A 22,435-nucleotide genomic window follows, 5' to 3' on the forward strand; every position below is an offset into this window, starting at 1 on the left:
CTGTCTTTCACGCCATCGGCCAAGGCCACCAGCCGGCGCGGTGTTGCGCGTAGCGATCCGCGGCGCGCTCGAAACGGTTTCGCACGCTGATGCCGCCGCACAACGCGTACAGCGGCAGAAACAACGGTCCCAGCACCATGTACTGGTAGACATGCGCGCGCTCATGGTCCGCCAATGAAATACGCGGCTCGCTGCGATGTCCCGCGCGATGCGCATAGGTGAAGCACGGCGTATCGAGCTCGTCGCAGGAATACAGGATCACGTTGCCCAGGGTGAGCGCTCCGCCGCTGCCCCGATGAGGCATCCGCCGGAAGGCCAGCGCCCATTCCCCGCGGCGCCATTGCGGCCGCGCACCCCACGGCATGCACGCCAGGCCCGCAAGCAGACCCAGCAGGCTGTTGGGCAGGGTCCAGCTCGCGCCTGCCAGCAGGGCGAGCCATCGGCCTGTCGAGTTCCTGCTATCCAGGCCCTGCACGTTCGGCCTCCTTGTTTAGCGGCGCGACGGACACCATCTGATGCTGCATCGAGTTTTGGCCACCGAGGCCTGCCATGTCCACTCCGTTGAGCATCCCCTGCCCCCACTGTGCCGCCTTGAATCGCGTGCCTGAAGACCGTCTCGGTCAACATCCCGTGTGCGGCCGCTGCAAGCAGCCGCTGTTCGAGGGCAAACCGGCGGCACTGACCGCCGCCAACTTCGATGCCGTGGCAGGGCGCGGCGAGCTGCCCGTGGTGATCGATTTCTGGGCACCCTGGTGCGGACCCTGCCTGAGTTTTGCGCCGGTGTTCGCCGAAGCGGCGGCCAGCCTGGAGCCGCAGCTGCGGCTGGCCAAGGTCGATACCGAAGCACAACCGGCGTTGGCGCAGCGCTTCGGCATCCGCAGCATTCCCACGCTGCTGGTGTTGCGCAACGGCAAGGAGATCGCGCGCCAGGCGGGCGCGCTCAACGGCATGCAGCTGCGCCAGTTCCTCGCCAACGCGCTGCGCTGAAGCAACTCACGAACTGCACGAGAGCATGGAACAGCCGGCCTTTTGCGCCGCCCAGGCCGGCCGTTTCTGCGCGTAGCGTTCGCGGCCCGGTTGATCGTCGTACGGGCGGCGCATGACCTCGAGCAATTCGTGGATGCCGGCGTAATCGCCCTGCGTCGCGCGATCGATCGCTTCCTGCGCAAGGTAGTTGCGCAGCACATAGCGCGGGTTCGCCAGACGCATGCGCGTGCGCCGTTGCTCGTTGGAAAACGCATCGCTGCGCGCACGTGCCGCATAACTTTCGAGCCACGCCTGAAAAGCGGGTTCGAACGCCTGACGCTTGGCTTCGTCGTAGAACGCATCGTGCAGCGGCGCCAACGAAGGCTGCGCCGGATCCACCTCCGCCAGCGCACGGAAGAACAAGGTCATGTCGACTTCGGCATCGGCGAGCAGGGCATGGAGTTCGCGCATGCGCTCCACGTCGCCGTCCTCGCACGCTGAAAAACCCAGTTTCGCGGCGATGCTGGCACGGTCCGCCTCGGCGTAGACCGCCGCATAGCGATCGAGGCCCGCCTGCAACGGCTCGGTGCCGCTGAACAGCGGTGCCAACGCCATCGCGAGCCGGCTCAGGTTCCACCAGGCCACGTTCGGTTGCTGGCCGAAACGATAGCGGCGACGACCTGCGTCGGTGGTATTGGGTGTCCACTCCGGATCGAAGTTGTCGACCCAGCCGTACGGGCCGTAGTCGATGGTGAGGCCGAGGATGGACATGTTGTCCGTGTTCATGACGCCATGCACGAAACCCACGCGCATCCACTGCGCCACCATCTGCGCCGTACGCTCGCACACCTGTGCGAACCACGCGGCGTAAAGAGACTCGCCATCGCCCTGCAATTGAGGGAAATCGCGCGCGATGGTGAAGTCGACCAGTTGGCGCAACAGTGCGATGTCGCCGCGCGCGGCCGGCAATTCGAAATTGCCGAAGCGGATGAACGACGGCGCCACACGACACACGATGGCACCCGGCTCCTCCTGCGGATGACCGTCGTAGAACATGTCGCGCACCACCGCGTCGCCTGTCACCACCAGGCTGAGTGCGCGCGCCGTCGGCACGCCGAGATGGTGCATCGCCTCGCTGCAGAGAAATTCTCGGATCGACGAACGCAGGACCGCGCGTCCATCCGCACCGCGCGAATACGGCGTACGTCCTGCCCCCTTGAGCTGGAGTTCCCAGCGATGACCGTCGCCAGTGATCGCCTCCCCCAGCGAAATGGCGCGTCCATCGCCCAGTTGATCGGCCCAGACGCCGAACTGGTGACCGCCGTAATTGGCGGCGAAAGGCGTCATGCCTTCGAGCAGGGCGTTTCCACCGAGCACCTGGGCGAGTTCGGTGCTTTCCATGTCCGCCTCATCCAAACCCAGCGCCCGCGCCATTTCCGCGGACCACGCCACGACGCGCGGCGCGGCCACCGGGGTGGGCCGGACGTGAGAGTAGAGGGCACCCAGAACCTGGCGCTGACGCGGTCCCTGCTCCGGATCTCCCGGCAAGTCGCGCGCGAAGGCGTTATCGAAGATCAACTGCGGCATGTTTGGGTCCTGCAAAAAGCTGGATTGGCAGCGCTGTCATCGCGAGGGAAACGTCGTTTGCCCGCGCTGAAATCGCAGAACATTGCGTGGTTCACTTTTGTGAAGATGACGACTTCGCTTAAGACAAACTTACGCCAAAATTCAGTAGCTATTGGCATTTGTGTATCGCGTGTGAAGCTGCTTATATGTGCCCTGAACGGCCACGCAGGGGTGGCCCGGAGTCGACACATGCACATGCTTCTTGCACGTTCCGCCATCGAGCGCGGAATGCAGCTGGTAGCAGGGATGCTGAACCATCGGGACACGTCGGACGTCCCTCATAGCCACCATCAGGATCGCAGCGCTTTTCAGCTGGTGTCCTGGCAACCTGGCGCGCATTCTCGACGCGAGGACGAACTCGCCCGACGCCGCGAGCATCCGTTCGGTTAAAACTTCGCGATTTCCCGCGCGCATCAACCGCCCGCCGGCGATGCAAAGATGCGCGCGATCTCCTGTTCTTCAAGCGCTCGCCATTCCCCTGGCTGCAGACCTTCGAGCGTCAGAGCCCCCACCGAAATCCTCGACAGCGCTTCGACGTGGTTGCCCACCGCGGCGAACATGCGTCGTACCTGGTGGTAGCGACCCTCGGTGAGCGTCACTCGCGCACGGCGCGGTTCCAGCACTTCGAGCGTCACCGGTTCCAACGGATCGGTTTCCGATTCCAGCATCATGCTGCCGCTGGCGAACAGCACGCCTTCGTCGCCGCGCAAGTCGTTCGCCAACGTGGCTTCGTATACTTTCGCCACGCGCGCCTTGGGCGAAATGATCCGGTGCAGCAACGCGCCGTCGTCGGTGAACAACAACAGGCCCGAGGTATCGCGATCGAGTCGTCCCACCGTGGACAACGCCGGATCGCGCACGCGATAGCGCGGCGGCAGCAGGTCGTAGACCACCCGCCCGATGTCCTTGCGCGAGCAGGTCGCGCCCAGCGGCTTGTACATCGCCAGCACCATGCCGGCGGGTGGATCGAGCGGCTCCTCGTCGATGCGGATGTGTTCGTGCGGCACCTTGTCGTCCGCGTACAGCACCTCGCCATCGGGGTCGGTGATGCGGCCTTCGCGAAACATCAGCGTCACTTCCTTGCGGCTGCCATAGCCCAGGTTGGCGATCAGCTTGACCAGTTTCATGCGCGCACTCCGCGTGCTTCGATCACTTTGAATCCGTCCTGCGTTACCACCGTGCGTACCTCGTTGAAACGTGCGGCCAGCGTGGCCTCGTAGGGAAGATGCCGATTGGCCACCAGCCAGAGCCTGCCGTGTGGCAGCAGCGCGTCGGCGGCGACATCGATGAAGGCGCGTCCGAGTTCGGGAAGATCGGCGCGCCCCTGGTGAAATGGCGGATTGCTGACGATGGCGTCGTAGCGTCGCGGCAAGCCTTGCGTGACGTCGTGCCAGTGCAGCGCATACGTTGCGGCACGCGCATGTTCGCGCTGCGCGCGATCCAGGTTCTGTCGCGCCGGTTCCAGCGCGCGCGCCTCGGCTTCGAACAGATCGATCGACGATACCGCCGGGCAACGCGCCAGCAGCTGCGCCGACAAATAACCGTAGCCGGCGCCCAGGTCCGCCACGCTGCCATGCAAATCCGTGGGCAAACAAGCGGCCAGCAAGGCCGAAGCGGTATCCACGCGATCCCAGGCGAACAGGCCGGGGCGACTCACATAGCCGGCCGGGTTGAGCCGCGGCGTATCCAGCGATATCCAGCTTTCCAGCAGTTCGCGATCGAGCTGCGTGCCCAGCGGCTGGGTCCAGAACACGCGGCATTTGTGCTTGGAAAGATGGCTGAGCGGCCCGGCCAGACTAGCCAGATCGCCCTCGGCGGACTTGGCGCCTTCCGCATTGGGCACGGCCACCAGCACCACGCCGCCAGCCGAGGTCCGCTGCAAGGCGTGCGCAAACAGCGCGCGCGCCTCGTCGCGCTGACGCGGCGGCAATACCAGCACCATGGGGAACGGCTCGCTGGCACCGGGCGAGGCGACGGTGAGACCGCTGCGCTCCAGTGCCTCGGCGAACGGCTTGAAGCTTTGCTCGCATACCCAATGCTTTTGCGCCATCTCGCGCAGCCGGAAGCCGTCGCGGGCGCGCAGGAACAACACGCGGCCATCGGCAGGCAGCGTCAGCTCGCCCGATGCAAAGGGCACGAAGATGGCCTCCAGCGCCGCGTCGTGGGCTGCGGGAGAGAAAGAGACAGGCATCGGCCGGTCGGTCCTGGAAGGGGCTGGCTATATTACCGCCTGGACCTGCGACTCATTCGAGCGAGAGCAGCGCCAGCTCGCTGACGAACTCCCGCGGCTGGCCGCTCAGCGGATCGACAAAAGCCAGCCTCCGCGCCAGCAACTGCAGCGGTCGCGCATGGTCGTCGGGCTGCGGCTCGGGCAGCTCGGGATAGAACGGATCGTGCAGGATCGGCGCACCCAGCGCCGCCATGTGCACGCGCAGCTGGTGCTTCTTGCCAGTGACCGGCTCCAGCGCATAGCGCCAGTGCGAGGCATGGCGTTCCAGCACGTCGATGCGTGTCTCGCTGTTGGGCTCGCCTGCCACCTCCTGCATGCGGAAGAACGGCTCGCCCGCCGCGATGCGCGAACGCCTCACCTGCGGGAAGGAGAGATTCGGCAGCGGCGCCGCCCACGCCTCATAGCTCTTGCGGATGCGCCGCTGGGGGAACAAGGCCTGATACGCCGCACGGCTGGCGGGATCGGCCGAAAACATCACCAATCCGGCGGTGTGGCGGTCGATGCGATGCAAGGGCACCAGATCGGCATTGCCCAGGGTCCGCGTCAGGCGCGCCAGCACGGTTTCCTCGACGAACCCGCCCGCGGGCGTCACCGGCAGAAAATGCGGCTTGTCCACCACCACCAGGTGCGCATCCACGTGCAGCAGCGTCTCGCGGAACGGGATCGGCGGTTCCTGCGCCACTTCGCGGAAATAGCGCACGCACAAGCCCACCCGGTACGGCGTACCGGCAGCCAGCGGCTGCCCGGCCTCGTCGAGCACCCGGCCACGCGCGAAGCGGTCTTCCCACACGCTCCTGTCGATACGGGGAAACAGCGCACACAGCCCGTCCAGCACCGTGGCCCATGATCCCTGGGGCAGGTGCACCGTGCTGGCGGCGGGAGGAACGGACATCGGGCGACTCTCCATCGATCAAGGGAGCTTAAACCTGCGCTGCTTACTTGGCGAAAGTCGGCCGCGAAGCACTGCCATCACTTACGACGTACACCATTCCAACCGGCAAGCCGTTGGATAAACTCACCCAACAACGGGTTCCGCACCCGGGGATGGCGCCACCACAGCGCGCCGACAATCAGACGAGGCAGCACATGGACAAGCCGGCAACCCGTGCTCGGCAAGCGCTTACTTCGAAAACCCGGCGCGCGTGGCGGCCTGCCGCGTGGCTGGCCGCACTGGCATGGATGGCGTTGCCATCGCTGCATGCGGCAACGATGGACCCGGCGGTGCTGCCGCAGGTGCAAGGCGCCACCTTCGAGGTGGTGATTCTCAAGCCGGTGAAGGATCCGTTGAGCTACGAGAAGCCGCTGCCGTTCGACCAGTTGCCCTACCAGCAGCGCACGGACAAGTACTACTCGGTCGGCACCGCGTTCGCCATCGGCGACAACCGCTACGTGACCGCCGGCCACGTGCTGTCGCTGGGCATCGACAGCCTGATGGGCGAGCCGGCCCTGCGCGACGCCGCGGGCCATGTCTATGCGATCGACAAAGTCACCCGCTACTCGCTGCATGAGGACTTCGTCGAGTTCACGCTGAAGGATCCGCCCAAGGTGACGCCGCTGGCGTTGAACACGCAGCCGGCCCTGAACGAAGTGGTTTACGCGGTGGGCAATGCGCTGGGCACGGGCATCGTGATCCGCGACGGCCTCTACACCTCGCAGACGCCGGAGGAACAGGACGGCCGCTGGAAGTGGCTGCGCTTCTCCGCCGCCGCCTCGCCCGGCAACAGCGGCGGACCGCTGCTGGACAAGGACGGCAAGGTCATCGGCATCGTGGTGATGAAGTCGCCGGACGAAAACCTCAACTACGCGCTGCCGATCGACCGGGTGCTCAACGCGCCCGCCAATCTGGCCAGCATCGACACGCGCGAGAGCTACCAGCTCGATGTGATCGAGGACAAGCACACCGGTCCGTTCAAGGCGCAGTTCCCGCTGCCCAAGAGCTTCGCCGAGTTCAGCGCGACCTACCAGAAGCTGCACAACGCCGACGTCGACCAGAAACTGCACGACCTGCTGGCCGAGAACGCGGCCACGATGTTTCCCAACGGCCAGGGCGCCAGCCGCCTGCTGCACGTCAATTCCGATCTCAACGCCTTCCCCACCCTGCTCCACCGCAACAGCAACGGCAATTGGGTGAGCGCCAAGGCCAACGAGAACAAGGCCGTGCTTCCGCACAACGGCTACATTGGCCGCGCGGCGGTGGGACAGCAGGTGATGTTCCACCTGCGCAAGCCGGACGACGTCACCAGCAAACAGCTGTACGGCGACTCCAAGCTGTTCATGGACCTGGTGCTGAAAGGCGCCCCGATGCAACGGCGCGTGGGCAGCGAAGCGATCAAGATCACCTCGCTGGGCGCACCGTCGCTGCAACGCAATTTCACCGACAACTATCAGCGCCGCTGGCAGATCCGTGAATGGCCGATGGCGTACGACAACGAGCTGGTGATCGCCTTCCTGCTGCCGGTGCCCGATGGCTACGCGGCGATGGTCCGCCTGACCAGCAACCGCTCCGAGCACGAGGACATCGCCGACATGCAGGCCTTGGCCAACTTCGTCGATGTGTCCTACAGCGGCACGCTGGCGCAGTGGAAGGAATTCCTGGCCAACACCGAGCTGCTGCCCAGCGTGCTGTCCGACATCGCCATCCGCTTCAACTACGGCGACGACTTCAAGTACCAGTCCAAGCGCCTCGGTTTCGCCTATACGCCGTCGCTGCAGAAGATCGATGCCGACAGCCAGCTGGTGCTCGGCATGTCCTACTTCGAGGATCACGGCAAGACCGTGTGGGACGTCTCCAAGGTGGAAGTGAAATCCAACCTCGACAACGCCGAGCATGTGATGGTCAATCGCCACGTGGCTCCGTCGGACGACCTGGACGACAGCTTCCGCAACCGCTGGGGCAAGATCGTGCATCGCAGCCATCCGGACGACGGCGTGCCGTACAGCGAAAACGACATGACCTACATCGGCACCGTCGGCGGCACCCAGGTCAGCGCGGAATCCAAACCGGAAGTGCTGTACACCGCCTTCTACGGCGTGGACGGCCCGCGACCGGAAGACGCCATGAAGGGCAAGCTCAATCTGTTGCTGGAGAAGTTGCAGGTCAACGAGCACTGATGACGATGGTGCGGGGCTGCCGTGCCCCGCACCTGTTCAAACACCGGGCGACAGCTCAACGCGGCTCGGTGATTTCCGTCTGCATATCCACATCCACCTCGGCCGTGGCGGTATGCGGTACGCGGGGCTGCTGGGTCAGGCGTCCGTACCAACGCCAGGCGAACCAGCCGGTCAAGGTCAGCGCGCTGGCGCCCAGCGCCAGGTACACCATGTGGCCCGACAGCAGCGGCGACAGCACGCCCGCTACCACCGCGCACATCAGCAGGCTGCCAAACGCCTGCACCGACGAGGCGCCGCCGCGTCGCTGCGGAAAACGGTCCAGCAGCAACAGCGTGAGCGTGGGAAAAGCGATCTGCACGCCGATGCCGTGCAGCACCAGCGGCAGCATCGACCAGGGCAGCAGCGGCTCGCGGGTGACCAGCCCCATCAGCAGATGCGCGGCGCATGCCAGCAACATGAAGCCATAGCCGAGGTTCACCGTATAGGCCGCGCTGCGGCGATGGGCGAGGCGTCCCGATATCCACGCACCGGTCATCAGGCCCGCCACCGTCGGCAGGAACAGCCACGGGAAACCCTGCGCGGACAGATGCAGCAGATCGCGAATGATGTGCGGCGCCGAAGAGATGTACAAAAACAGCCCGGCGAAATTCACCGAGCAGGAAATCAGCAACGGCCAGAACGGGCGGTCCTTGCCGAAATTCACGTAGCCGCGCACCAGCGTGCCCGCGCGAAACGGCGTGCGTGCGGCGACCGGATGGGTTTCGTCGAGGAACACGATCAAGGCCAGCGCCAGCATCAGCGTGAAGCCCAACAGCACCCAGAAGATGCCGTGCCAGCCATTGAGGAACAGCAGCTGCGCGCCCACGATCGGCGCGATCACCGGCGCGATGCTGAAGATCAGCATCACGCGCGACATCATCTGTTGTGCCGCGGGTCCCTCCAGGCTGTCGCGCACGATCGCTCGGCCCACCACCAGGCCCGCACCGGCGCACACGCCCTGCAAGGCGCGGCAACTGAGCAGCATCGGGTACGAGGTGGACAGCGCCGCCCCCGCGGAGGCCAGCGCATACACCAGCATGCCGGTGACGATCACCGGCTTGCGTCCCACGGCATCTGAAATGGCGCCGTGGAACAGGCTCATCACGGCATAGGTGATCAGGTAGGTGCTGATCATCTGCTGCAGCCCGGTGCTGTCCACCCCAAAGCGGTCGCCGATCAGCGGAAACGCCGGGAACACGGCGTCGATCGAGAACGGACCGATCATCGACACGCCCGCCAGCAGAAATGGCAGGCTGCGCCGGACGGGGCGCGATGTGGGGGTCATGGGCATGGCACAGCGGGCGAGGTGACGGAAGTATAGCGGTGCCTTCCGCGCGGCTGATCCATGACGTTCGAGGGATCATCGGCTAGGATGAATGGCACAGGGAGATGGCATGCCTCCCGCCGCGGCCACGCCGTGGCAAACCACCTTCGGGTTGATGATGCCTGCACCGCCGGACATTCCGGGGCGCAGGCGTGTGCCTGTGTCCGGGAAGTCCTTCCGATCGAAGTTCTTCTGCAAGAGGAGGCCACAACGTGGGCTTTACCGGATTTCTCGCCGTCGGCATTGGCGGCGTATTGGGTTGCTGGTTGCGCTGGACCCTGGGTGTGCTGTTCAACCCGCTGTTCCCCACCGTGCCGCTGGGCACGCTCGCCGCCAACCTGATCGGCGGCCTGTTGATGGGCGTGGTGCTGGGCGTCTTCGACCATTTCCAGACCCTGCCGCCCGAGCTTCGCCTGTTCGTCGCCACCGGCTTCCTGGGCGGGCTGACCACCTTTTCCACCTTCTCGGCCGAATCGACCACCCTGCTGCTGCGGCAGCAGTACCTGTGGTTCGGCGGACACGTGGCCCTGCACCTGGTCGGCTCGATCGCGCTGACCGTGGCCGGCATCGCTCTCACCCGCGCCGTGTTGCGCTAGGAGGCCCCATGGAAACCACGCAGCAAGGCGTCCAGCTCAGTTTCTACACCCATGCCCGCGCACGCCACGACGGCAAACTGGTCTTCGAATGGTTGCTCGAGCATGCACGCAGCCACGGCATCGGCGGCGGTTCGGCGTTTCGCGCCATCTGCGGCTTCGGCCGGCACGGTGTGCTGCGCGAAGAACAATTCTTCGAACTGGCCGACGATCTCGCCGTGAAGGTGGAATTCCTGCTTACCGACGCGCAGTCGCAGGCGCTGCTGCAAACCGTTCGCGAAAGCGGCGTCGACGCAGTCTTTGCAATTGCTCCCGCAAGCTTTGGGATACTAGGCAGGACGCCGCAATCCAGCTAGTGAACGGCGCCGTCCTGCCCTTCTCGTCACCATGGCATACGAGGACCGCATGAGTCAGGATTCATTGAAGTCACGTGCCGCCACACTGCTCGAGCACGCCGGCATTTTTCTCGATGGTTCGCGCCCCACCGACATGCGGGTGCACGACGAACGACTTTACGCACGCGTGTTTGCGCACGGTTCGCTGGGCCTGGGCGAAAGCTATATGGACGGCTGGTGGGACAGCGAGGATCTGCCCGGACTGTTCACCCGCGTCCTCGGCGCCCAGTTGGACAACGAACTGAAGACGCTCGATACGCTGCTTGCGCATCTGAAGGCGCGCTTCATCAACCTGCAGCGCGGCGACCACGCCTTCGATATCGGCCGCGTGCATTACGACCTGGGCAACGACCTGTTCCAGGCCATGCTCGGCAAGCGGCTGGTGTATTCGTGCGGCTACTGGGCGCAGGCGAACAATCTCGACGACGCGCAGGAGGCCAAGCTCGACCTGATCTGCCGCAAGTTGCGCCTGAAGCCCGGCCAGCGCGTACTGGACATCGGCTGCGGCTGGGGCGAAGCGCTGAAGTTCGCGGCCGAACGCTACGGCGTGCAGGGCGTGGGCGTCACCGTGTCGAAGGAACAGGCAGCGTTTGCGCGGGAACTGTGCCAGGGCCTGCCGGTGGATATCCGCCTGCAGGACTATCGCGAACTCGACGAACCGTTCGACGCGATCTTCTCCATCGGCATGTTCGAGCATGTGGGCGCGCTCAACTACCGCACCTATTTCGAGGTCGTGCGCCGCTGTCTGCGCGACGACGGCCTGTTCGTGCTCCACAGCATCGGCAGCAACGGTTCGCCCAGCCGGCCCGATCCGTGGATCGAGAAGTACATCTTCCCCAACTCGATGATTCCCGCCGCCAGCCAGGTGGCCGAGGCGTCGCAGAACCTGTTCGTGGTGGAGGACTGGCACAACTTCGGCGCCGACTACGACCTCACGCTGTCGGCATGGCGGGCCAACTTCGACGCCGCATGGCCACAGCTGGCGGCGAACTACGACGACCGCTTCCGCCGCATGTGGCGCTTCTACCTCTCGGTCTCGGCCGCGGTGTTCCGCAGCCGCCGCGACCAGCTCTGGCAGCTCACCCTGAGTCCTCACGGCGTGCCCGGCGGCTATCGCGTTCCCCGTTGAGAATGCTTGCAGCAAGCCACTTCGCGCACGATAGTGCAGCTATCAGCGGGCCGCATGACGGTGGCCCGCTACGACACGTTGTCCGCCCCTGATCCGGAATTTGCCTTGAAACTGTTTCGACGCCTTGCGGCCGCCCTGGCCCTCAACCTGTTGCTCGTCGCGGTCGCGGTAGCCCAACCCGGGTTGTGGGTCGCCAAGAACGAGCACGCGACGGTGTACCTGTTCGGCACCGTGCATCTGCTGCCTACGGATACGAACTGGCAATCGCACGCGCTGGACAAGGCGCTGGACGAGAGCCAGCGGCTGAGCATCGAGATCGTCGACGACGATTCGGCGGCCATGCAGGGCCTGGTGATGCAGTACGGCGTCGACCTGAGCCAGTCGCTGTCCAGCAAGCTCGACGAGAAGGACCGCGGCGAACTGGAGAAGGCGGCCGAAGTCGCGAAGCTGCCCGGCGGCATCGCCGCGCTGCAGCCTATGCGCCCCTGGCTGGCCGCGCTCACGCTCACCATGGCGCCGCTGATGCAGGCGGGACTGGACCCGAACCAGGGCGTCGACAAGCTGCTCAAGGCGCGCATGCAGCAGGCCGGCAAACCCATCGACGGGCTGGAAACCGCGGAAAAGCAGATCCGCATGCTGGCCGACCTGCCCGAGGCGATGCAGCTGGAATTCCTGCGCCAGTCCTTCAAGGAAGTGGCCGACGGCCCTTCCAAGCTGCGCGAACTGATCGACGCCTGGCGCACCGGCGACACCGCCGCCATCGCCCGGATCGAAGACGAGGACCTGCGCAAGGACAGCCCGCTGCTCTACCAGCGGCTGATCGTCGAGCGCAACGAAGCCTGGGCGAAGACCATCGCCGAGCGCATGCAGCAGCCGGGCGTGAGTTTCGTTGCCGTGGGCGCGGGCCATCTGGCCGGGCCGGACAGCTTGCAGGAGCAGTTGCGCAAGCTGGGGGTGAAGACCACCCGCATCGAGAACTGACAGCCGGTCCAACGATCCCTTGTGGAAGCGGCCTTGGCCGCGACCGCACACTGGCAGCCTGCCTCAGTAGCCGGCTTCGGCGCCTCAGCCACCCGGCTTCACCGCTTCGTCGGCTGTCGCGGCCAAGGCCGCTCCCACAAGGGGGCTGCTGACCCTGCCCCTCGCCCCCCAGCCCCCCTTTCTGGCACCATCGTCCGGTTAAGCGCGCCGCCTGCGCGCAGCCCAACTGACGCAAACCCATGAATTTGCAAGCCAATTTCGAACAGATCCCGCTCAAGGAATACGCCGAGCGGGCCTACCTCGACTACTCGATGTATGTGGTGCTGGACCGCGCCCTGCCCTTCGTGGGCGATGGCCTGAAGCCGGTGCAGCGTCGCATCGTCTACGCCATGAGCGAGCTGGGCCTGGCGGCTTCGTCCAAGCCCAAGAAGTCCGCGCGCACCATCGGCGACGTGATCGGCAAGTTCCATCCGCACGGCGACACCTCGTGCTACGAGGCGATGGTGCTGATGGCCCAGCCGTTCTCGTACCGCTATCCGCTGGTCGACGGCCAGGGCAACTTCGGCTCGCCGGACGATCCGAAAAGCTTCGCCGCGATGCGTTACACCGAGTCGCGCCTGAGCCCGATCGCCGAAGCGCTGCTGGGCGAACTCGGCCAGGGCACGGTGGACTGGGTGCCGAACTTCGACGGCACGCTGGAAGAACCCAGTTGGCTGCCCTCGCGCGTGCCGCACGTGCTGCTCAACGGTTCGATGGGCATCGCCGTGGGCATGGCCACCGACATTCCGCCGCACAACCTGCGCGAAGTGGTGAGCGCGTGCATCCGCCTGCTGGATGATCCGGACGCCACCGTCGCCGACCTGTGCGAACACATCCAGGGTCCGGACTACCCGACCGAAGCGGAAATCATCACGCCGCGCAACGAACTGCTGGCGATGTACCAGAACGGCACCGGTTCGGTGCGTGCCCGCGCCGTGTATCACATGGACGAGGGCAACATCGTCATCACCGCGCTGCCGCACCAGGTGAGCCCGTCCAAGATCCTCGAGCAGATCGCCGCGCAGATGCGCGCGAAGAAACTGCCGATGGTGGAAGACCTGCGCGACGAATCCGATCACGAGAATCCGATCCGCCTGGTGGTGGTGCCGCGTTCGAACCGCATCGACGCCGCCGAGGTGATGCAGCACCTGTTCGCCACCACGGACATGGAAAAGAGCTTCCGCATCAACCTCAACATGATCGGTCTGGACGGCCGTCCGCAGGTGAAGGATCTCAAGCGGATCCTCAGCGAGTGGCTGCACTTCCGCACCGATACGGTGACGCGCCGCCTCAACCATCGCCTGGCCAAGGTGGAGCGCCGCCTGCATCTGTTGGAAGGTTTGCGCATCGCCTACCTCAACCTGGACGAGGTGATCCGCATCGTCCGCACCGAGGACGAACCCAAGCCCGTGCTGATGGCGCGCTTCGGCCTCAGCGAAGAGCAGACCGACTACATCCTCGAGACCAAGCTGCGCCAGCTGGCGCGCCTCGAGGAAATGAAGATCAATGCCGAGCGCGACCAGCTCGAAGAAGAACGCGCACGCATCAACGTGCTGCTGAAATCGCCGGCCAAGCTGAAGGGCCTGATCAAGGAAGAACTGCGCGCCGACGCGGCCAAGTTCGGCGACGAGCGCCGCTCGCCGCTGGTGCAGCGCAATGCCGCGCAGGCGCTGGACGAAAGCGCGCTGGTCGCCAGCGAACCGGTCACCGTGGTGCTGAGCGCCAAGGGCTGGATCCGCGCCGCCAAGGGCCACGACATCGATGCCGACGGCCTCAACTATCGCGAAGGCGACAGCCTGCTCGCCGCGGTGAAGGCACGCACCACCCAGCAGGTCGCGGTGATCGACTCCACCGGCCGCAGCTATTCCATGGCGGCGCATACGCTGCCCTCGGCACGCGGCAACGGCGAGCCCGTCACCGGCCGCTTCAGCCCACCGTCGGGCGCCAGCTTCGACGCGCTCGCCGCCGGCGACAACGACACCCGGCTGATCCTCGCCACCGACCACGGCTACGGCTTCGTGACGCGCTTCGAGGCGCTCACCGGCCGCAACAAGGCGGGCAAGCAGATCATCACCCTGGGCGATGGCGCCAAGGTGCTGGCGCCGCAGGTCAGCGCCGATCCGGCACGCGACCGCATCGTGGTGGTCACCACCGAAGGCCATCTGCTGATGTTCTCGGTGGCCGAACTGCCGGAGCTGGACAAGGGCAAGGGCAACAAGCTGATCGACGTGCCCAAGGCCAAGCTGAGTGCGGGCGTGAAGGTCGTCGGTGTGGCGGTGGTCGCCGAAGGCAAGGGTGAGGTGACGCTCTATGCCGGCCAGCGCAAACTCACGCTGAAGTGGTCGAACCTGGTCGAGTACGGCGGCAACCGCGCCACCCGCGGCGGCCTGCTGCCGCAGGGCCTGCGCCGGGTGGAGCGGATCGAGACCACGGGCTGATCCAGCCTTCCCCTCTCCCTGCTTACCCTGTGGGAGCGCACCCGGTGCGCGACGGGCCTTGCCTCTGGCCCCGTCGCGCACCGGGTGCGCTCCCACAGTTTTGGGGTCAGCCCTAGACCTTCTTTCATGTTGACGGACGCCCCGCCCGGGCCTTATCCAGTGTGTTCCCGCCGCAGCACAAGGATGGTCCATGCGCACGTCAAGACTGCCGGCGCTTATCGCCGGCCTGTTGTTCGCAGTAACGGCTCACGCCGCGGATACCGACCAATGGCAACTGCCGGTGGCCGTGAAGAAACTGGACAACGGCCTCACCGTGGTCGTTTCCGAAGACCATAGTTCGCCCACCGTCGGCATCAGCACGGTTTACCACGTAGGCATGCGGCTGGAGCCGCAAGGTCGCACGGGCTTTGCCCACCTGTTCGAGCATCTGATGTTCGAAGGCACGCCCAATGCACCCAAGGGCACGTTCGATCGCGTGATCCAGGGCGGTGGTGGCGTCAACAATGGTTCCACCCGCGCCGACTACACCAACTACGTCGAATCGGCGCCCATTTCGGCGCTCGAGCCGTTGCTGTGGCTCGAAGCCGATCGCATGAAGACGCTCGATTTCAGCGAAAAGAATCTCGACAACCAACGCGACGTGGTGAAGGAAGAGATTCGCGTCAACGTAAAGAACCAGCCCTATGCCGCGTTCTACTGGCTCGACCTCAACGCGCTGGCCTTCGACAAATGGCCGAACAAGCACGACGGCTACGGTTCCTTCGAAGACCTGGACCACGCCAGCATCGCCGACGTGAAAGCGTTCCACGACACCTTCTATCAGCCAGCCAACGCCGTGATCGGCATCTCCGGCGACGTCACGCCCGAACAGGCCTTTGCGCTGGCGCAGAAATACTTCGGCTCGATTCCTTCGCGCGCGTTGCCGCCGCGTGCGGACATTGCCGAACCGCTGAACACCAAAGCTCGCCATCTCGAGCAGACCGATACGATGGCCAAGGCGCCGGCGATTGCGGTGGGCTGGAAGGCTCCGGAGCGCGGCAGCAAGGACCAGATGCCGATGCTGGTGCTGGCGCAACTGCTGGTGGGTGACGACGCGTCTCGCTTCTACCAGGGCCTGGTGAAGGGTCGCGAACAGCTGCTGCAGATCCAGGGTGGCTTGAATTTCGCGCTCGGCAGCGGCACCGACTATGCCGGCCCCACCTTGTTCGGCCTGTTTGCAATCTACAAGCCCAATGCGCAGCCGGATCAGGTGCTGGCGGCGCTCGACGAGGAGATCGCCAAGGTCGCCCACGACGGTGTCGACGACGCCACGCTGGCGCGCGTGAAAACCAAGATGCTGTCGGACTGGTACGGCGGCATGGAGGATTTCCTCTCGCGCGCCGACACGCTCGCCAAACTGCAGACGCTGTGGGGCGATGCCAAGGTGGTGAATCAAGTGCCCGGCTGGATCAACCAGGTGACGTCCGACGACGTACGCCGCGTGGCGCAGACCTATCTCACCGATGCCAATCGCAGCGTGATCATCCGCCGCCCGGTGGCGGCCCATGCCAAGGACGCCGGCGCCAAGCCGGCCAAGCACTGAGGAGAGCCAAGGTCATGATCACGACGACTCGGAAAGCATCCCTGCTCGCTGCCGCCCTTGGCATAGCCATGACCGCCCAAGCGGTCGAAGCCCCCATGCCCAAGGAACTGCCCCCGTACGGTCCCGAACGACCGCTGCCGGTGCCGCAGATCACGCAGCGCACGCTGTCCAACGGCCTCACCGTGTGGGTGATTCCACGCCACGGCCTGCCCAAGGTGAACGTGCAGCTGGCCGTGCTGGGTGGCACCTCCTACGACGACGCGCAGCATCCCGCCCAGGCCGAACTGATGGCCGCGTTGTTCAACGAAGGCACCGACAAGCTCGACTCCAAACAGATCGCCGAAAAGCTGCAAGCGATCGGTGGCGACTATGGCGCCAACGCAGGACGCGATTCCATCGGCGTCAGCGCCAGCGCGCTGGCCAGCCATGCGGACGAACTGCTCGAACTGGTGGCCGACACGGCGCTGCATCCGAGCTTCCCGGCCAAGGAAGTCACGCTGGAAAAGACCAACGCACTGCAGTCGCTGAAGGTGAACGAGGCCGACCCCGACTGGCAATCGATGCGCGCGTTCAACCATGCGGTGTACGGCGATCATCCGTATGCGCGCGACGAACTCACCGAGGCAAGCATCCAGGCGGTCACGCCCGCGTCGCTGCACGCGTTGCACGATCAACGCATGCGACCGGAGCGCGCGCTGCTGGTGATCGTCGGCAAGGTCGATGCCGACCAGGTGCTCAAGACAGTCGAGCAGCAGTTCGGCAGCTGGACGGCACAAGGACCCGCGCCCGCCAATGTGGCCCAGGTACCTACCGGTGCGCCTGCACAGAAGTTGCTGGTGGCACGCGCCGGCGCGGTGCAGACCAATATCCGCTTCGGCCAGCCCACGGCGCCCATGCGTGACCCGGACTTCATCCCGCTCACCGTGGCCAACACGGTGCTCGGCGGTGGCTTCAGCAGCCGCATGACGCAGGACATCCGCGAGGACAAGGGCTATTCGTACAGCCCCTATTCCACCCTGGACGTGCGCCGCAACGGCGGCAACACGCTGGCCGTGGTGGATGTGCGCAACGAGGTCACCGGGGCCACGCTGAGTGAACTGTCCAGGCTCTACCAAGGCATGGGCACCGAGCCGGCCAGTCCCGAAGAACTGCTGCGCGCCAAGCGCCTGATCGCGGGTATCTACCTGTTGCGCAACCAGATCCAGTCGGCCCTGGCCAACACGCTGGCACGCTATTGGGTGAGCGGCATGCCGCCCTCATTCATGACCACGTACGTCACCGATACCGGCAAGGTCACCGCCGAGCAGGTGCAGGCGATGGGGCGGAAGTACTTTGCGCCGGAGAAACAGAGCATCATCCTGGTTGGCGACCCCAAGGCGATCGATCCGCAGTTGAAGCCGATCGGCCGCTTTACGCCGTACCAGCCTTGAGCAACCCCGCATGGCGGCGGGAACTCCCGTCGCCATGCGTCGTCCAAGGGAGACGTGTCCACACCGGCGACGGTGGCGCGTTATAGGCCTCACGTCCCCGGAGCGCTTTTCCATGAAGATCTTCCGCTTCACCGTTTTCGCCGCTGCCAGCCTGCTGGCGGCCACGGCGTGGGCCCAGAACGCCGACCAGCCGTTGAACCTGAAGCTCCCGGCCAACCTTCCTGCCGCCAGCACCAGCGCGGCGCCGCCGGCCGCACCGGCGACGACCGTGGCCAACAGCAGCGGACGCCAGGCACCCGCCGCCAACACCCAGGCCAATGCCCAGGCCGGCGGCCAGACCGCCAGCTACACCAAGGATCCGCCGGGCACCTACTACGGCGACACCAGCGGTGCGCTGGGCGACACCCAGGCGGCGGTCAGCGCCGAGCCTACCGTCACCTGCGACGACGCGACCTACAACCAGCCGCAGGTCCACGGCTCGGTGACCACCGGCGTGGTGGCGGGCAACCACGTCAGCGGCAGCTATACCGGCGGCGGCGTCACCCTCAGCCAGGCCTTCGGCAGCTGCGAGCACCCGACGGGCGGCATGAGCATCTCGATCGGCGGCACCCAGGGCCATTTCGGCCGCTGAACGCTCCCCGCGGGACCAGGGGTCGAAAGTTCTTGGAAAGGGTCGGTCGTCAGACTGACCCCATGATTTACTGTCATCTTTCCGCGCGGCACCTGCCCCGGACTTCCCCGATAGCCTGTAGCTCCGGAGCTCCCAAGTGATTCAAGACGTCGAGTTCCGCTATGAGGGCGGTCGCAGCGGTGTGCTGCTTATCCACGGCCTGACCGGCACCCCGACCGAGATGCGCCTGCTCGGCAAGGGCCTCAATCGCGCGGGCTACACGGTGCACGGCATGCAGCTGGCGGGCCATTGCGGCGACGTCGACGACCTGCTGAAGACCGGCTGGCGCGACTGGTACGCCAGCGTGGAAGCCGCCGCCGACAAGATGCGCCACGAGGTCGACCACCTGTTCGTGGCCGGCCTGTCGATGGGCGCCGTGCTGGCGCTCAAGCTCGCCGCCGAGCGCCCGGCATGGGTGAAGGGCGTGGGCGTGTACGGGGCCACGTTCCGCTACGACGGCTGGGCGATTCCGTTCATCGGCAAGTTCTCCTTCATGCTGCCGCTGCTGCACAAGTTCGGCATCGGCAAGCACCGCATGGTGCACGAGGGCGAGCCGTACGGCATTCGCGACGAGCGTCTGCGCGCGCAGATCAGCGGCGCCATGCTGAGCGGCGACAGCGCCGCGGCGGGCCTGCCCGGCAATCCGTGGCCGTCGCTGGCGGAGATGTACAACATGGCCGCCGTGGTGAAGCGCGAGCTGCCCAAGGTGACGGCGCCCTGCCTGATCGCGCACGCCACCGAAGACGACATCGCCAGCATCGAGAACGCCTACCTGGTGCAGCGTGGCGTGTCCGGTCCGGTGGAAACGCTGTGGCTGAAGGACAGCTACCACATGATCACGGTGGATCGGGAACGTCGCCTGCTGACCGACCGCTCGGCGGAATTCTTCCGCCAGATCGCCGCCACCTACGAACCCGTCGCGCGCGCTGCGGCCTGAGGACTCCCGATGAGTCCCCTGGTTGTCGCGTTGTGGCTGCTCAACGTCACGCTCGATACCGTCGGCCAGTTGTCCTTCAAGGCAGCGGCCGGCGATCCTCGTGCGGGTGACGGCGTCGCGCGCTGGAAGTACATGGCGGCGCGTCCGTGGATCTGGATCGGCGTGCTCTCCTACGTCGCCGAATTCCTGGTCTGGATCGCCTTCCTCTCGCTGGTCGATCTTTCCGAAGGCGTGCTGCTGGGTTCGATCAACATCGTGGTGGTGATGATCGCCGGGCGCCTGTTGTTCAAGGAAAAACTGACGCCGCTGCGCGTCACCGGCATGCTGCTGGTGACCGCGGGCGTGGCCATCGTCGGCATGGCAGGAGGTTGAGGAATGTCGATGAAGCTAGCCCGTTTCTACGCCATCGGCTTCACCATCCTGGTGTTGTTCGACACGCTGGTGCAGCTGAGTTTCAAGTACGCCGGCGATCACGCCTTCCCGCCCGAGGCGAACTGGGCGTGGATCGTGCGCGTGTTTGGCCATCCGTGGATCTATGTCGCGGTGATCGGCTACGTCGGCAACTTCTTCACCTGGATGACGCTGCTCAAGCACGCGCCGATCGGCCCCGCGTTCGCGGTCACGCATCTTGAAGTGGTGAGCGTGATGCTGTTCTCCGTGTGGCTTTTCCACGAGCCGCTGACGGCATCGCGCATCATTGGCGCCGTCGCCATCGTGGCCGGCATCATCTGCCTGGCGTTCGCGGAAAGCGGCGCCCATCCGGAAGGCGACCCGCCCACCGAAGCGAAGGGTGCGCTGGGCGTCGTCGCGGGAGACTGACGTGCCTCGCGAGCTGCCGCCGACTGCCGGACTGCCGCTGCGCCTGAGCGACCTGTGGCCCGGTCGCGCCCCGTTTGCAGCACGTGCTGCGGCGTGGCTCGGCGTCGAGCACCTTCAGCTGGAATGCTCCGGTACCGCGGCAATGGTGGTGGCGCTGCGTGCGATGCACGGCCTGCGGCCGCAACGCGACGAAGTGATCGTGCCCGCGTGGACCTGCCCGCTGGTGGCGCTGGCCATCCATCGCGCCGGACTCAAGCTGCGGCTGTGCGATCTCGCGCCCAATCATTTCGACATGGACCCCGAACAGCTTCGCGTGCTGAGCGGACCGCGCACCTTGGCAATCGTGCCGACCCATCTGGCCGGCCGCGTGGCCGACGTGAATGCCGCGCTGGACGTGGGCCATCGCGTGGGTGCCTACGTGCTGGAAGACGCTGCGCAAGCCCTGGGCGCACAACAGAACGGGCGCAGCGTGGGCCTGCTTGGCGACGCGGGCTTCTTCAGCCTTGCCGTGGGCAAGGGACTCACCCTGTTCGAAGGCGGCCTGCTGCTGACCCGCGATGCCGTGCTGCGCGACGCCTTCGCCGCCAGCCACGACGCCGTCATCCATGCCGATGCCAGGATGGATTGGCAACGCGCGCTGGAGTTGATCGGCTACACCGTGGCCTATCGCCCCTCGCTGCTGCCGTTGGCGTATGGACGTCCGTTGCGCAAGGCCCTGGCGCAACACGATCCGGTCGCCGCGGTCGGCGACGATTTCGGTCCCGATATTCCACTGCACACCGTGAGCGGCTGGCGCCAGGCGGTGGGCGCGCGCGCGCTGCCCCGGCTGCCGGCGTTTCTCGAAACGACCCGTGCGCAAGCCTTGTCTCGCGTACAGCGCCTGAAGCGCATTACCGGCATCACCGTGTTCGACGACGCACCGGGGCAGCAAGGCGTGTGGCCATTCCTGCTGCTGACGTTGCCGAACGAGGCCGCGCGCGATGCGGCACTGAACACGCTGTGGACCGCCGGCCTGGGCGTCAGCCGGTTGTTCATCCATGCGCTGCCCGATTACGACTATCTGCGCGAGATCGTGGCCGATACGCCGCTGCCCCATGCACGAAGCTTCGCTGCGCGCTCGCTCACCATCACCAATAGCCCGTGGCTGGACGACGCCACGTTCGAGTCGATCTGCCTCACGCTGGAACGCGCGGTCGCCTGAAAGACGCGCTCAATGCGTCGCGCGCTCTCGGCTTTCCGCCCGCTTGTTGCCGGACAGGAACAACAGCGCGCCCACGCACAGGCTCAGGCAGGGCCCGACCAGCGACATGCCCATGCCGGAGGGAATCGTCACGCCCATCATCACCACGGCATTGGACGCCGCGTGCATGAACACGCACAACAGGATGCTGCGCGTATGGCTGTAGAGCCAGCCGAACAGCAACGCATTGCCCATCACACCCACCAGGAACAAGGCAAAACCGGCGTGGTACTGCGCCACCCCGGGCAGGAAAAACAGCGGCAGGTGCCAGATCGCCCAGATCGGCCCGATCATCAGGGCCGCGCGGGAAGCGCCCAGGGTGTGCGCCCACTCTTCCTGCGCAATGCCACGCCAGCCCAGTTCCTCCAAGCCGCCGCCGATGATGGTCATCAGGAAGTACAAGGGGAACAGGTACCACGGGCGAAAACTCACCAGCGGACCCAGCGCCGGTTTCAACGCCACCGCGATGCCGACGGCGAAGAAGCCCAGCATGATCGGAAGCCCCAGCGCCAGCAGATACCACACGGGTTGAACGCGCCAGCGTCCCAGGCGCTGGTTGAATTCGCGCAGCGGCGCCTCGTCGCGCGTGCGCCACACGGCAATATAGGCGGCCATGGTCGGTCCCAGACCGCCCAGCACGTAGAGCGTCATGAACGGCCAGCTGCCGTAGCGGGTCAGTTGTGCCTGCGCGAGCGCGACCAGCGCGCCCCAGGCGATCCAGGTGATGCCGAAGGCGCTGGCCAGGAAGATCAGCGTGCGGCGGCTGCTAGGAAAATGGTCGGTCATGTCACGGCATCGCCTCGTGCGTCGCCGGAACGAGCCGGCTCTCGACTTGCGTGCAACAGTCCTGCCCGTTCACTACGGCTTCGGCGTCAATGATCGATCG

At 65.7% G+C, this 22,435-nt stretch carries 21 protein-coding genes and 1 riboswitch; of the genes, 14 read left to right on the forward strand and 7 right to left on the reverse strand.

Annotated elements, in window-relative coordinates:
- Nucleotides 1-7: 7 nt before the first annotated feature.
- Entirely contained in the window at nucleotides 8-364 is a 357-nt protein-coding gene (locus tag ACN9MB_RS16110; RefSeq protein WP_239535203.1) for a hypothetical protein, read from the reverse strand.
- Nucleotides 365-549: 185 nt separating this feature from the next.
- Between ACN9MB_RS16110 and trxC the strand changes: the two genes are divergently transcribed.
- Nucleotides 550-987 (forward strand): thioredoxin TrxC, encoded by a 438-nt coding sequence (trxC, locus tag ACN9MB_RS16115; RefSeq protein WP_426269584.1) that lies wholly within the window; start codon nucleotides 550-552, stop codon nucleotides 985-987.
- Nucleotides 988-993: 6 nt separating this feature from the next.
- On the opposite strand, the gene ACN9MB_RS16120 is transcribed toward trxC, so the two are convergent.
- The 4 genes from ACN9MB_RS16120 to ACN9MB_RS16135 form a co-directional block, all read right to left on the reverse strand.
- Complete coding sequence (locus tag ACN9MB_RS16120; protein ID WP_426269585.1) at nucleotides 994-2,553, reverse strand: protein adenylyltransferase SelO; 1,560 nt, start codon at nucleotides 2,551-2,553, stop codon at nucleotides 994-996.
- 452 nt (nucleotides 2,554-3,005) lie between these two features.
- Complete coding sequence (locus tag ACN9MB_RS16125) at nucleotides 3,006-3,719, reverse strand: pseudouridine synthase (protein WP_204634119.1); 714 nt, start codon at nucleotides 3,717-3,719, stop codon at nucleotides 3,006-3,008.
- Entirely contained in the window at nucleotides 3,716-4,783 is a 1,068-nt protein-coding gene (locus tag ACN9MB_RS16130; protein WP_426269586.1) for a class I SAM-dependent methyltransferase, read from the reverse strand. Before ACN9MB_RS16130 ends, ACN9MB_RS16125 begins: the two co-directional genes overlap by 4 nt.
- Before the next feature lie 52 nt (nucleotides 4,784-4,835).
- Nucleotides 4,836-5,714, reverse strand: a complete 879-nt coding sequence (locus ACN9MB_RS16135; RefSeq protein ID WP_426269587.1) for a pseudouridine synthase — start codon at nucleotides 5,712-5,714, stop codon at nucleotides 4,836-4,838.
- Nucleotides 5,715-5,908: 194 nt separating this feature from the next.
- Here ACN9MB_RS16135 and ACN9MB_RS16140 point away from each other — a divergent pair, with 194 nt between their 5' ends.
- Entirely contained in the window at nucleotides 5,909-7,933 is a 2,025-nt protein-coding gene (locus ACN9MB_RS16140; protein WP_204634116.1) for a S1 family peptidase, read from the forward strand.
- A gap of 55 nt (nucleotides 7,934-7,988) precedes the next feature.
- Here ACN9MB_RS16140 and ACN9MB_RS16145 read toward each other — a convergent pair whose 3' ends face one another.
- Nucleotides 7,989-9,257 carry a multidrug effflux MFS transporter gene (locus ACN9MB_RS16145; RefSeq protein ID WP_426269588.1) on the reverse strand — a complete coding sequence of 423 codons (1,269 nt, stop codon included), beginning with the start codon at nucleotides 9,255-9,257 and terminating at the stop codon, nucleotides 7,989-7,991.
- Nucleotides 9,258-9,348: 91 nt separating this feature from the next.
- Nucleotides 9,349-9,428, forward strand: a riboswitch (Fluoride riboswitch).
- Between the two features lie 80 nt (nucleotides 9,429-9,508).
- On the opposite strand from ACN9MB_RS16145, the gene crcB reads away from it, so the two are divergent.
- From crcB to ACN9MB_RS16205, 12 genes are all read left to right on the forward strand, one after another.
- Complete coding sequence (gene crcB, locus ACN9MB_RS16150; protein ID WP_426269589.1) at nucleotides 9,509-9,892, forward strand: fluoride efflux transporter CrcB; 384 nt, start codon at nucleotides 9,509-9,511, stop codon at nucleotides 9,890-9,892.
- An 8-nt stretch (nucleotides 9,893-9,900) separates the two neighbouring features.
- Nucleotides 9,901-10,245, forward strand: coding sequence for a DUF190 domain-containing protein (locus ACN9MB_RS16155; protein ID WP_426269590.1), 345 nt, complete (start codon nucleotides 9,901-9,903; stop codon nucleotides 10,243-10,245).
- A 49-nt stretch (nucleotides 10,246-10,294) separates the two neighbouring features.
- On the forward strand, nucleotides 10,295-11,413 hold the full coding sequence (gene cfa / locus ACN9MB_RS16160) for a cyclopropane fatty acyl phospholipid synthase (protein WP_204634112.1): 1,119 nt from the start codon (nucleotides 10,295-10,297) through the stop codon (nucleotides 11,411-11,413).
- Nucleotides 11,414-11,518: 105 nt separating this feature from the next.
- Nucleotides 11,519-12,394, forward strand: a complete 876-nt coding sequence (locus ACN9MB_RS16165) for a TraB/GumN family protein (protein ID WP_426269591.1) — start codon at nucleotides 11,519-11,521, stop codon at nucleotides 12,392-12,394.
- A 239-nt stretch (nucleotides 12,395-12,633) separates the two neighbouring features.
- Complete coding sequence (gene parC, locus ACN9MB_RS16170; RefSeq protein ID WP_204634110.1) at nucleotides 12,634-14,871, forward strand: DNA topoisomerase IV subunit A; 2,238 nt, start codon at nucleotides 12,634-12,636, stop codon at nucleotides 14,869-14,871.
- Between the two features lie 190 nt (nucleotides 14,872-15,061).
- Nucleotides 15,062-16,453 carry a M16 family metallopeptidase gene (locus ACN9MB_RS16175; protein ID WP_426269592.1) on the forward strand — a complete coding sequence of 464 codons (1,392 nt, stop codon included), beginning with the start codon at nucleotides 15,062-15,064 and terminating at the stop codon, nucleotides 16,451-16,453.
- 68 nt (nucleotides 16,454-16,521) lie between these two features.
- Nucleotides 16,522-17,883, forward strand: a complete 1,362-nt coding sequence (locus tag ACN9MB_RS16180; RefSeq protein ID WP_426269593.1) for a M16 family metallopeptidase — start codon at nucleotides 16,522-16,524, stop codon at nucleotides 17,881-17,883.
- Between the two features lie 112 nt (nucleotides 17,884-17,995).
- The gene (locus ACN9MB_RS16185; protein ID WP_204634107.1) at nucleotides 17,996-18,514 is read left to right on the forward strand and encodes a hypothetical protein; all 519 of its coding nucleotides are present in this window, start codon (nucleotides 17,996-17,998) and stop codon (nucleotides 18,512-18,514) included.
- A gap of 136 nt (nucleotides 18,515-18,650) precedes the next feature.
- Nucleotides 18,651-19,490 (forward strand): alpha/beta fold hydrolase, encoded by an 840-nt coding sequence (locus tag ACN9MB_RS16190; protein WP_204634106.1) that lies wholly within the window; start codon nucleotides 18,651-18,653, stop codon nucleotides 19,488-19,490.
- A 9-nt stretch (nucleotides 19,491-19,499) separates the two neighbouring features.
- Nucleotides 19,500-19,862, forward strand: coding sequence for an EamA family transporter (locus ACN9MB_RS16195; RefSeq protein ID WP_204634105.1), 363 nt, complete (start codon nucleotides 19,500-19,502; stop codon nucleotides 19,860-19,862).
- 3 nt (nucleotides 19,863-19,865) lie between these two features.
- A complete protein-coding gene (locus tag ACN9MB_RS16200; protein WP_204634104.1) occupies nucleotides 19,866-20,309 on the forward strand; it encodes a DMT family transporter in 444 nt (147 codons plus the stop codon).
- Nucleotide 20,310: 1 nt separating this feature from the next.
- Entirely contained in the window at nucleotides 20,311-21,510 is a 1,200-nt protein-coding gene (locus ACN9MB_RS16205) for a DegT/DnrJ/EryC1/StrS family aminotransferase (protein WP_426269594.1), read from the forward strand.
- A gap of 9 nt (nucleotides 21,511-21,519) precedes the next feature.
- Here the strand turns inward: ACN9MB_RS16205 and ACN9MB_RS16210 are convergent, their stop codons facing one another.
- Entirely contained in the window at nucleotides 21,520-22,335 is an 816-nt protein-coding gene (locus tag ACN9MB_RS16210) for a CPBP family intramembrane glutamic endopeptidase (protein WP_426269595.1), read from the reverse strand.
- Nucleotides 22,336-22,435: the final 100 nt, after the last annotated feature.

It is taken from the genome of Dyella kyungheensis (assembly GCF_049913195.1).
Classification (GTDB): Bacteria; Pseudomonadota; Gammaproteobacteria; order Xanthomonadales; family Rhodanobacteraceae; genus Dyella; species Dyella kyungheensis.